The sequence below is a fragment of the Desulfonatronospira sp. genome (genome assembly GCA_003563255.1).
Classification (GTDB): domain Bacteria; phylum Desulfobacterota; class Desulfovibrionia; order Desulfovibrionales; family Desulfonatronovibrionaceae; genus Desulfonatronospira.
Genome location: PWSL01000345.1, coordinates 1 through 11538 on the forward strand (window position 1 = coordinate 1; position 11538 = coordinate 11538).

Here is an 11538-nt window from a genome sequence, read left to right on the forward strand (position 1 = left end):
CCCCACCCGCGGGAGAAGAACGTCCATGGCAGCCACGGTGCTTGAGTCATCATTCACCCGCATATAAAAGGGCTTTATGCTGGCCGGGTAATCATGGACTATAAGAGGTTTATGAAAATGCTCTTCGCATAGAAAGCGCTCATGTTCAGTCTGCAGGTCCAGGCCCCATTGCACCGGGTACTCAAATTTTCTGCCGCAGCCTTGAAGCACTTCCAGGGCCCGGGTATAGCTTATGCGCTCAAAGGGCTGGCTGAGGACGCTGTCCAGCCTGTCCTCAAGGCCCTGATCCACAAAGCGGGAAAAAAGTTCCAGGTCCTCGCTGCAATACTTTCTCACATGCCCTATCAGGGCCTGGACAAAATCCTGGGCCATATCCATTATGTCCTGCAGATCGGCAAAGGCCACTTCCGGCTCCACCATCCAGAACTCGGCTGCGTGTTTGCTGGTATTGGAATTTTCCGCCCTGAAAGTGGGACCGAAAGTGTAAACGTCCCCCAGGGCACAGGCCATGCTTTCCGCGGGCAGCTGCCCGGAAACCGTGAGGTGGGCCTTTTTCCCGAAAAAATCCCGGCCAAAGTCTGCAGGGGATTTCCAGGCCTTGTCCGGATCAAGGGCTGTCACCACAAACATCTCCCCTGCCCCCTCGCAGTCCGATCCGGTGATAATGGGAGTGTGTATGTAGTAAAACCCCCGCTCCCGGAAATACTGGTGCACAGCAAAACTGAGCTCGGAACGGATACGGTTCATGGCTCCGTACTTGTTGGTCCTGGGCCGCAGGTGTGCAATCCCGCGCAAAAATTCATCGGAATGACGCTTTTTCTGCAAGGGATAACTTTCCTGGTCTGCACTGCCTATAAGCTCCAAATGTGCAGCCTGAACCTCCCACTTCTGGCCTTTGCCCGGGGAGGCCTGCAGGTTGCCTGTCACCTTGATCGCGGCCCCGGTGCCTGTCCCGTCAAGGCTATCAGTCCCGGCAACACCCGGGTCCACCACGATCTGCAGGTTGGTTCTGCAGGAACCGTCATTGAGCTCTAAAAAAACCACACCCTTGGATTCCCTCTTGGTCCGGACCCACCCCTTGAGCATAATGCCCTGGACAGGTGCTTCCGCATGCAAGGCCTGCTTCACCCTGGTTCTTTCCATCTGACCTCCAGATAATTCTAAAGCATATTCAGGGGATCCAGGTCCAGGCTTACCCGCACCTGGCGGTGATGCTGAAACAAGGGATACATTTCCAGATATGCTTTCTTAATCCCGGACCAATCCCCGGCTTTGACCAGAAATTGATACCGCTCCCTGTTCTTAAGCCGGGACAATACTGCCGGGGCAGGCCCCAGAAGTTTTACGCCGTGGGCTGCAGCCGCCTGCTTTGCCCTCTGGCGAAGACCTGCCAAAAAATCCGCACTGCCATTCCATGTATCCGGAAAAGAAAAACGGATCATCCCCAGCTTGACAAAAGGGGGATAGCCGAATTTTTGCCTGCGGCTTATCTCTTGTTCAAAAAAACCCTTATAGTTGCAGTCCCGGATATACTGCCAGCAAAAATGCTGGGGATTGCGGGTCTGAATATATACTTTTCCAGGTTTTTCTCCTCTGCCGGATCGACCCGAGAGCTGTACCAGGAGTTGAAATACACGTTCGGTGGAACGGTAGTCAGGCAACCCAAGCCCCAGGTCACCGTCAAGGACTATGGCCAGGGTTACCTCTGGAAAGGAATGCCCCTTGCTGAGCATTTGAGTGCCGACCAGCACCTGGGCCTCTCCGGATGCAAAAGCCTGCAATATCTTTTCTGACTTTCCAGGACTCCTGGTACTGTCACGATCCAGGCGCAAAACTGTGGTTTCGGGCAGGTGCCTGGTCAGAAACTCTTCCACTTTTTCAGTGCCCTGCCCCACTGGAATAAACTCCGACCCCCGGCAATGACCGCATATGGGCGGAAAGGAAATCGAAATGCCGCAATAATGGCACACCATGCGATTTCTTTTTTTATGATAAGTAAGCCCCACCCGGCAACTTTGACACTTAACCGTCTCGGAACAGGCCTTGCACATAAGTACCGGGGAATACCCCCTGCGGTTGTGCATGATTACGGCCTGTTCCCCCCGCTTTACGGTTTCCTGCAAAGATTCCGCGCAGGTCTTGGCCAAGGCGCCGAATACCGCCGGTTCTTCCTTAAGGTCCACAAACTCTACTTCAGGCAAAGAACTGGTCCCGATGCGGTGCTGCATTTCCACCAGTTTTACCTGTCCCTTGCCGGCTGCGTAATAAGTCTTTACGTCCGGAGTGGCCGAACCAAGCACCAGCAGGGCATTGTCTCTGGCTGCAAGGTACCAGGCCACCTCCTTGGCCTGGTAAATGATACTCTGGTCCTGCTTGAAAGACTCGTCATGCTCCTCGTCCAGGACAATAAGGCCTGCATCCTGCACCGGCATGAATAGTGCCGACCTGGTCCCCACCAAGAGTATCGGACTTTTTCCTGAACAAAGCTCTACGAAAAACTTTTCCTTACTTCTGGGGCTTTTGCTGCCATGGTGCAGAAAAACCCTGGCCCTGGACAAATAACTGCAGGCCTGCTGATAAAGATTTCTGGCTATGGCTATTTCAGGGGCAAGAATAATTGCCGAACGACCCATCTCCAGGCATTGGCGGGCCAGTTCCAGATAAACCAGGCTTTTGCCGCTGCCGGTTATTCCGTGCAGCAAACAGGCCCTGAAACCTTCCTGCAGCTTGGGACCCAGCAACTCCAGGGCCTTTTGCTGGCCTGGACTGAAACAAAAGCCCTGCCCAAAAACCTCATACTTTCCTCTCTCCTCTTCTTCTTCCCTGGAACAATACCTAGCAAGACCTTTATCCAGCAAGGCCTTCAGGGCTTTTCCCGATCCCTGACCCAGTTCAGCCCTGATGCCTGCTCCAGGCATGGGACCATGGGCATACAACAAATCCATTACCGCCCATTGCACCCTGGCCTGTGGTCTTATAGGCCAGGGCGGTTCTTTGGCTGCTGCCACAAGAAAGCCTTCTCTCCTGCTGACTCCGGTGTCAAGCCGCCCCTGCGTCCACCGCTCTGCCAGCCTGAAAAGAACTTCCTCTCTGCCCCAACCTCTTGAAAAAGGAATAATGCTGTTTTTCTCATCCCTCCATCCGTCGGGCACCCTTCGCAAGGGTGCTGGAATGACAAAAGCCAGCACCCGTGCCAGAGTAGTCAACTGCCTGGCTGCTACTTTTTCGAGCATTTCCAGATAGTCCGGGTTTAAAAGAGGCTCTTTTTCTAGGGGCCAGAAGATCGGTTTCAGTTGTTTTTCAGAGCAGGAGGCGGGTATGCTGCGTTCCAGCACAGCGCAGCAAAGTTTATTGACCCTTCCCATGGGAACCAGCACCCGCATACCGGGTCTCCAAATATCCTGCGGCAGGTATGGAGGCTGAGCATAGCTCAGGCTGGAATAAGGCTGGCTCAATACTGCGGCGGACCAGACAGGAACGCAGGTATGTTGTGTTTGCATAAGCGGAGGATAATAACCAGGGTGAAAAACCCCGGACCGAAAAGATCAGGTTTCAGCCCGCAGCAATACTTACCCGTATCAGCTATTTACGGCCGGGGAGAAAATCCTCCAGGCTTTTAAGCAGATCCGTCTTAAGTTCATCATCCTGGAGGGCAAAATGAATATTTGCACTGAGATAGTCCACCCAGTTGCCGATGTCGTAGCGTTGACCCTCAAGCTTTACCGCCAGCACCCTTTTGTGGCGTGCCATGGACTGCAGCGCGTCAGAGAGCTGATACTCCAGATTATGGCCTGGCTCCAGGGTTTCCAGGTGCTCAAAAATTTCAGGGGTGAGCACATAGCGTCCCACTATGGCCAGACGTGAGGGTGCATCTTCCACCCGGGGCTTTTCGTAAACATTACGGATGCGATACAGGCCCGGAGCAATCTCCTCTCCCTGAATAATGCCGTAGTTTGAAACATTTTCCCTGGAAACCTCCACCACTCCAACAACAGACATATGCTCGGTCTTGGCTGCTTCCAGAAGCTGTTTAATGGCTGGACGCCGGCTGAACATAAGGTCATCCCCGACCATAACCGCAAATGGTTCTTTGAAAACCACTTCCCTGGCGCACAAAACAGCATGGCCCAGACCTAACTGTTCTTTCTGGCGCACGGAAATAATATTGGCCATTTCAGCCACCTGGCGTACTTCACGCAAAAGGTGTTCTCTTTTTGTCCGCCTCAGCACAGCTTCCAGAGACAGATTGTAGTCGAAATGATCCTCCAGGATCCTTTTTTGCTGATTGGTCACAAAAACCACGTTGGTGAGGTCAGCTTCAATGGCCTCTTCCACTACGTGCTGCACTGCAGGCTTTTTGTATATGGGAAGCATCTCCTTGGGGACGTTTTTGGTTGCAGGCAAAGACCGCGTACCCCAACCAGCTACTGGAATTACTACTTTCCTGGCTTCCATGATCATGCTCCTTGTGTAACAGTTTAGCCCTTTTCTATGGAAAGCAGGGGACAGGCATCCCAGCCCTTGTTTTTTTGTTGATGAAAAAACAGACTCTATAAAACAAGGACTGGGAGAGTTAGTCCCCGGGCCACCTGCAAATGGCTAAACTTGTTACCTCATTGTTATAATTGAAAATATCAACCGTTCTGTTCCGCCGCCCCACACCGGGTCAGCCTCTGCAAAACGCTCATGAAAAAAGTATATAAGCAAAATATACTTCCAGGTTCAGCTTGGCAAGAGCATCGCTGAAACTTAATCCATCTGTGTCTGTGTAGAGCTTAGAAGTCAGTCTTAACCCGTAGTCCTTCTTCCACAGACCTTGCCAGGTGAATGGCCAGGTCCTCTACCATGGTCTCATCTTTACCCTCCACCATAACCCTGACCACGGATTCGGTACCTGAATACCTGAGAAGTACCCGGCCCTGGTTCCTGAGCTTTGCTTCCGCGTCCTTGACCGCCTCCTGAATCACTTGAACCTCTTCAAAGGGCCTCATTCTTTCCACGTGCACATTGATGAGGCGCTGAGGAAAAGGTGTCAAAAGTTTAGAAAGCTCTGACAGGGGCCTGTTCTTCTGCAGCATGATCTTTAAAAGCTTGATGCCGGCCAGAATGCCGTCCCCTGTGGTTGCGTAATCCATAAAGATGAGGTGGCCGGACTGCTCTCCGCCAAGGACCGCCCCTTCCTTGCGCATGGCCTCCACCACGTAGCGGTCCCCGACCTTTGTGCGCAAGAGCTTCCCTCCCTGCTTCTGCATAAAGAGTTCCAGGGCCATATTGCTCATGACTGTACTTACCAGGAGTTTGCCGGGCAGTTCGTCGCGCTCCATGAGGTCCCTGGCACAAATGGCCATTATCTGGTCTCCGTCCAGGATAACTCCGTTTTCATCGATGGCGATCAGCCTGTCCCCGTCCCCGTCCAGGGACAGCCCAATGTCAGCCCCGTGTTCCAGGACCATATTAGCTGCTACTTCAGGGTAAAGGGAACCGCACTTCTTGTTGATATTCAACCCATCCGGCTCGGTTCCGGCCATGATGACCTTGGCCCCAAGTTCTTCAAAAATCAGTGGAGCAACCCGGTAGGTGGCGCCGTGGGCACAGTCTATCACCACCTTCATCCCCTGCAGTGACATGGTGTTGGGCAGGCTGTTCTTGAGGTGAACAACATACCTTCCAGGACTGTCCACGATTTTCCTGGCCCTGCCTATGGCTTCCGGCTGGGGGTGCTTCCAGTTTACATCCGGGGACAAAACCAGCTCTGATATATCATCTTCCACCTGGTCCGAAAGCTTGAAGCCCATGTGATCGAAAAACTTGATCCCGTTGTCCATGAAAGGATTGTGGGAGGCAGAAATAACCACTCCCAGGTCGGCACGCATGTTCTTGGTCAAAAAAGAAATGGCCGGGGTAGGCATGGGCCCTACCAGAAAAACATCCATACCTGAAGCGCAGAACCCGGATGTCAGAGCGTTTTCAAATACATAACCTGAAAGCCTGGTGTCCTTTCCTATCAGCACCCTGTGCCGCCTGTGCCCGTTGCGGAAATACTGGCCTGCTGCCAAACCCAGCCTGAGCACTATCTCTGGCAGCATGGGAAAAATATTGGCTTGCCCTCTCAGGCCGTCCGTACCAAATAATTTTTTGCGCATGCTGTATTCTCCTGTTTCTTTATTCCTTTGGTATCTGTTTAGGAATGCAGGGGACAGGCAAACCCCGCACTTATTTTTGTCACAGAAAATTCCAGCATTTTTGAAAAAATAAGTGCGGGGAGAGCCGAGCCATTTTACGGTTTGAGTTCGGCAAAAGTGCCTGTCCCCGGTGGCCGAGGCAATAATTAACACAAAGTATCGCTGTAGTGATACCTTTATTCAATTTTTACTTCAATGACTTCCGGACGCATTTCCAAAACCCGACCATGCTCGGGAACTATAGCATGTACCTGTAATTCATGCATCCCTCGCTCAACCCCCGGCTCTATTTCCACATAATAGTGAATCCTGTCCCGCCAGCCTTCCTGTTGCAGCAACTCCCGGGGCAATTTCAGATTCCCCCTGACATGGTCCGGTTCCAGGGTGTATTTTATGTCTTCAGCACCTGTGACCTCAACAGGCTTGCGGACCCAGATTTCCTCCAGCAACGGACCAAATACAAGTTCTACACGTACATCAGGGGTGCCGGTCTCCATTTCAGGACCTAGAACAAGACCCACCCTGCGCTGGATCATACCTGGTCTCTCATCTTCAACAGCCAGCGGTCTGGTTTTAACCGCATCCATATTCTGAATAATATTTTCCGGTCCTTTAATACGCACTGATGCCGGCTCCACCGATTTGTCCTTCAACTCGTAGTAGGGGCTTATGGCTCCTTTCCACTCTATTTCCACAGGCAGTTCACGGATTATCAGCCTGTCCACCTCCAGATCAAGCCTGTGAGGAGTAATCTCCACCGCCTGTACCGCACGGGGCAGATTGATCCTCTTGGGATCCAGGACAATAGTATTTTCACCATGTTCCAAACCGGACAAGTCCAGGTTGTAAGCCAGTCGGCCGACTTCCATACGGCTCAGCATGGTCTTTGTGGCCCGGCACCTGACGGTGACTTTACTGACCATACCTGACATGATGGTGTATTCTTCCGGGACTTGCGAGACTTCCACCGAAACTTCCACCCACATCTCCACCTTTTCCTGGCCGCTGATAAGATACCAGAAAAAAACGGCCAGAACCAGGGCCAAAATTCTGTACTGCAAGTTGCTTCTAAGCATATTATAAATTTTACTGTAGATAATCATACCTGGAATGTCTTTCTCCACCCCCTGCCATCTGTTCAGTGTCTTTCGTCCATTGACCTTCGCCTACTACTTCTCCCATGCCGCTGTGAGCACCCTTCTCAAGCGTACTTCGTCAAGAGCGGGAATCAGTTTGCCAGATATTGCCACTGCAATCCTTCCTCTTTCCTCTGAAACCACCACTGCCAGGGCATCGCTTTCTTCGGTTATACCTATGGCCGCCCTGTGCCTGGTTCCGTAATTCCACCTGGGAGGCACACCCACTGCCAGTGGCAGTATGCAGCCTGCAGAAACAATTTTGTTCGCCCTGAGCACAACGGCCCCGTCATGCAGCCTGGTATTGGGGTAAAAAATGGTTTCCAGCAGTTCCCTGGAAAATCTGGCATCGATCTCCACTCCCGACTCAACAATATCTCCAAGGGGAGTTCTTCTTTCCAGTACTATCAAGGCACCGATCTTTTTTTCAGCCATCTGTACCGCTGCCAGGACCAATTCATCCAGAACTTTATTAGTAGGTCTTGGATTGAACCAGAGTCTGCCGGCCCCCATTTCAGCCAGAGCCTTGCGTATATCACTTTGAAAAAGGATAATGATCACTAAAAACAGTGACCCCAGGAAGTTGGTCAGCATTCCGTGCAGAGTATACAGGCCGAACTCATCCGCTACATAATAGACCACCATTAAAATGATAAGCCCGTAAACCACCGACACGGCCCTGGTACCCTTAAAAAACAGTATAATACGGTAAGCGATATACGCCACTACCGTGATATCCACCAGGTCGCGCCAGCCTATCTGAACAATTCCCAAATCTAGGAGCATATGTTTTCGACGATTTTTAAGGTGATTCTGGTGTCCTGGACATGATGCACCCTGTGAATTCCAACCTGCTTTGCGGCCATGAGTGCCGTTCCCACCTGTGTAGGCATCCCTCTTTCCTGAAGTTCCAGTCCCAACAACCTGCTCCACATGGACTTGTAGGACAAGCCCACAAAAAGCGGGCGTCCCAGAACATGAAAACACTCCATGTTTCTCATAAGTTCCAGGTTATGTTCAAGGGTCTTGCCAAAACCTATGCCCGGGTCTAGAACTATACGGTTCTCAGGCATTCCGGCTCGAACAAGCCTGGTGAGGTTGGTTTCGAAAAAAGAAAGAATCTCGCGGGTTACATCAGTGTAACGTGGGTCTGTCTGCATGTTTTCAGGGCGGTCCAGGGTGTGCATCAATACATATCCCGGCTTGTACTGCAGCAGCACATCCAGAAGTTCAGGATCAAAGCGACAGGCTGAGATATCGTTAATGATAACCGCCCCGGCCTCCAGGCACCTGGATGCAACCCTGGATTTGTAAGTATCCACTGATATTATTGCATCCCGGTTGACATCCAGAAGGTTCTCAAGGACCGGCAAAACTCTTGTCATTTCGCTCTCTGCGCTCACGCTCTGAGAAAACGGCCTCGTGCTCTCCCCACCCAAATCCAGAATATGCGCTCCCTGATTCAGAAGCTCAAGCCCGTGCCGGGCAGCGGCCTCTGGCTCAAAATGCCTGCCCCCGTCGAAAAAGGAATCCGGAGTGATATTTACGATACCCGCAATCAAAAAAGGGGCGGGACCTATCACCCCGCCCCCCCGAACATACCATGTTACCATGTTAAAATACCCTGGCTGATATCTGTTCAGCGCATCTTAGAAAAGCAGGGGGGCCAGTCCCCGTGCTACATGTAAAGTGCTGAACAGCTATCCTGGTTGAATGTCAAATGTATGGCTACTTAACACTACAGCGACACTTTGTGTTAGTTATTGCCTCAGCCACCGGGGACAGGCACTTTTGCCGAACTCAAACCGTAAGATAGCTGGGCTCTCGGCAGCAAAAGAGCCAGTCCCCTTCAAGTTCAAATAACGTGTCGCTGTAGTGTTAAGACTCTATCTTGAAACCAGAGTCATCCTCCCCGTCCGAATCGCTGTCACTGTTATCATCGCTTTGTTTCTTTTTTTCACTGGCCTTATCTTTCTCCTGCTTCAGTTCTTCCTCTATGGGAGGCAACTCCTCGCCCTGCATCAGCCTGTCCACTTCCTTGCCTGTGATGGTTTCCCTGTCCAGAAGAGCTGCTGAAATGCGGTGCAGATTGTCCATATTATCCTTGAGAAGCATTTTAGCCCGGTCATAGCCATCCTGTACGATTCGTTTGACCTCGGCGTCTATGAGCTTGGCTGTGTCCTCGCTGTACTCTTTGTGCTGCACAAACTCCCGCCCCAGAAAAACTTCTTCTCCCTTACCCCCGAAGGAAAGCGGCCCCAAAGTCTCGCTCATACCCCATTCGCAGACCATTTTCCTGGCCATCTTTGAGGCCCTCTCGATATCGTTGCCGGCCCCGGTGGTCATCTGGTTGAAGACCAGTTCCTCGGCCACCCGGCCACCCAGAAGTACCGAGAGATTGTTTTCCAGGTAGGTCTTGGAATAATTGTGCCGCTCGTCCTCGGGAAGCTGCATGGTGACTCCCAGGGCACGTCCCCTGGGAATGATGGAAACCTTATGGATGGGATCAGTCCCTGGCAGAAGCTTGGCCACCAGGGTATGCCCGGCCTCGTGATAAGCAGTTGTTTTCTTTTCTTCTTCGCTCAAGATTATGCTTCTTCTTTCCTTGCCCATGAGCACCTTGTCCTTGGCCTCCTCAAAATCCTCCATGCTTACCTGATCCTTGTCCTTCTTGGCCGCCTGCAGGGCTGCCTCGTTGACCAGGTTTTCCAGGTCTGCACCGGAAAATCCAGGTGTGCCCCGGGCGATAACATCCATATCCACCCCCTGAGCCAGAGGAGTCTTACGGCTGTGCACTTCCAGGATGTGCTTACGCCCGGCCAGGTCTGGATTGGGTACCACCACCTGCCTGTCAAAACGTCCGGGTCTGAGAAGCGCCGGGTCCAGCACGTCCGGGCGGTTGGTGGCGGCTATCAGGATGACGCCTTCGTTGGATTCGAAGCCGTCCATTTCCACCAGCAACTGATTCAGGGTCTGCTCCCGCTCATCGTGGCCGCCTCCCAGACCGGCACCTCTCTGACGGCCCACCGCATCTATTTCGTCGATGAATATCAGACAGGGGGCATTCTTTTTGCCTTGCACAAACAGGTCCCTGACCCTGGAGGCTCCCACACCCACAAACATTTCGACGAAATCCGATCCAGAAATCGAGAAAAAAGGCACACCGGCCTCACCGGCCACAGCTCTGGCCAGCAGGGTTTTGCCTGTTCCAGGGGAACCAACCAGCAACACTCCCTTGGGTATACGTCCCCCAAGCCTGGTGAATTTCTTGGGGTCACTTAAAAAGTCCACAACTTCGGTAAGCTCGTCCTTAGCCTCATCCACTCCGGCCACATCTGAAAAGGTGACCTTGCTGTCTTCCTGGGCCACCAGCTTGGCCTTGGACTTGCCGAAAGACATGGCCTTGCCCCCGCCGCCCTGCATCTGGCGCATAAAAAATATCCACACTGCTATAAGCAGCAGAATTGGAAACCAGGAAATAAAGACTGTCATGAGCATGGAACCTTCGTCTTCAGGTTCCGCCTCCACCTGGACATTATTTCTCAGGAGCTTATCCACAAAGTTGGGGTCCTCAGGATGGTAGGACACAAACCTCTGATCGTCGAAGGTAACTCCAGAAACCTCCTGTCCCTTGATCTTTACCGCCATGACCTCGCCCTGCTCAATCCTGTCCAGCAGCTCGGTATATGTTAATCTTTCATATTGTTCCTGAGGCTGGTTGAACATGTTGAAAAGCATGATCAAAACCACCGAGATGGTCGCCCAGAGCAAAAGGTTTTTGGAAAAAGTGTTCAATATCTTCCCTCCAGAAAAAAAGGATCAGCTTGTCTCTACAGCGAAACTATCACTACGGCGAAACTTCGTATCTGTTTAGCGCTTTGCATGTGGCACGGGGACTGGCTCTTCCGGGACCCGCTTGTCCCAAAAAATTAGTCATTTTGAGCACAAAATGATGCTCAAGAGGGTCCTGGAGTGCCTGTCCCCGTTAGCCGAGGCGATAATTAACACAAAGTGTCGCTGTAGTGCTAAACAGATACTGGTATCAAATCTCCATTCGGGACAGGAACCTCCCGTACTTATTTTTATAAAAGAGGATTATCACTACAGCGAAACTTATATATTGACCTCCGGGGACTGGCTCTTTTGCCGCCTGATTTTTTGTTCAATTGTAAGTTATCAAACGGCAAAAGTGCCTGTCCCCAATTGAGACAGGTTATAAA

At 51.9% G+C, this 11538-nt stretch carries 8 protein-coding genes; all 8 read right to left on the minus strand.

Annotated features, from left to right (window positions below; translation table 11 throughout):
- Positions 1–1143, minus strand: a 1143-nt coding sequence (asnS, locus tag QZP87_RS09975; protein WP_291322772.1) for an asparagine--tRNA ligase, incomplete at its 3' end; no start/stop codon positions are given.
- A gap of 17 nt (positions 1144–1160) precedes the next feature.
- A complete protein-coding gene (priA, locus tag QZP87_RS09980) occupies positions 1161–3500 on the minus strand; it encodes a primosomal protein N' (protein ID WP_291322773.1) in 2340 nt (779 codons plus the stop codon).
- Between the two features lie 82 nt (positions 3501–3582).
- Positions 3583–4455 carry a UTP--glucose-1-phosphate uridylyltransferase GalU gene (galU, locus tag QZP87_RS09985; protein WP_291322774.1) on the minus strand — a complete coding sequence of 291 codons (873 nt, stop codon included), beginning with the start codon at positions 4453–4455 and terminating at the stop codon, positions 3583–3585.
- A gap of 320 nt (positions 4456–4775) precedes the next feature.
- Positions 4776–6143, minus strand: coding sequence for a phosphoglucosamine mutase (gene glmM / locus QZP87_RS09990; RefSeq protein ID WP_291322775.1), 1368 nt, complete (start codon positions 6141–6143; stop codon positions 4776–4778).
- Between the two features lie 215 nt (positions 6144–6358).
- On the minus strand, positions 6359–7285 hold the full coding sequence (locus QZP87_RS09995) for a CdaR family protein (RefSeq protein WP_291322776.1): 927 nt from the start codon (positions 7283–7285) through the stop codon (positions 6359–6361).
- 66 nt (positions 7286–7351) lie between these two features.
- Positions 7352–8104, minus strand: coding sequence for a diadenylate cyclase CdaA (cdaA, locus tag QZP87_RS10000; protein WP_291322777.1), 753 nt, complete (start codon positions 8102–8104; stop codon positions 7352–7354).
- Positions 8095–8931 (minus strand): dihydropteroate synthase, encoded by an 837-nt coding sequence (gene folP, locus QZP87_RS10005; protein WP_291322778.1) that lies wholly within the window; start codon positions 8929–8931, stop codon positions 8095–8097. The genes cdaA and folP overlap by 10 nt, the downstream gene beginning before the upstream one ends.
- A gap of 265 nt (positions 8932–9196) precedes the next feature.
- Positions 9197–11113 (minus strand): ATP-dependent zinc metalloprotease FtsH, encoded by a 1917-nt coding sequence (gene ftsH, locus QZP87_RS10010; protein WP_291322779.1) that lies wholly within the window; start codon positions 11111–11113, stop codon positions 9197–9199.
- Between the last annotated feature and the right edge of the window lie 425 nt (positions 11114–11538).

What these genes read in the sequence shown, in the direction of transcription:
- priA (WP_291322773.1), bottom strand. Translation starts at nt 3,500, where the DNA reads ATGCAAACACAACATACCTGCGTTCCTGTCTGGTCCGCCGCAGTATTG.
- galU (WP_291322774.1), bottom strand. Translation starts at nt 4,455, where the DNA reads ATGGAAGCCAGGAAAGTAGTAATTCCAGTAGCTGGTTGGGGTACGCGG.
- glmM (WP_291322775.1), bottom strand. Translation starts at nt 6,143, where the DNA reads ATGCGCAAAAAATTATTTGGTACGGACGGCCTGAGAGGGCAAGCCAAT.
- QZP87_RS09995 (WP_291322776.1), bottom strand. Translation starts at nt 7,285, where the DNA reads ATGATTATCTACAGTAAAATTTATAATATGCTTAGAAGCAACTTGCAG.
- cdaA (WP_291322777.1), bottom strand. Translation starts at nt 8,104, where the DNA reads ATGCTCCTAGATTTGGGAATTGTTCAGATAGGCTGGCGCGACCTGGTG.
- folP (WP_291322778.1), bottom strand. Translation starts at nt 8,931, where the DNA reads ATGGTAACATGGTATGTTCGGGGGGGCGGGGTGATAGGTCCCGCCCCT.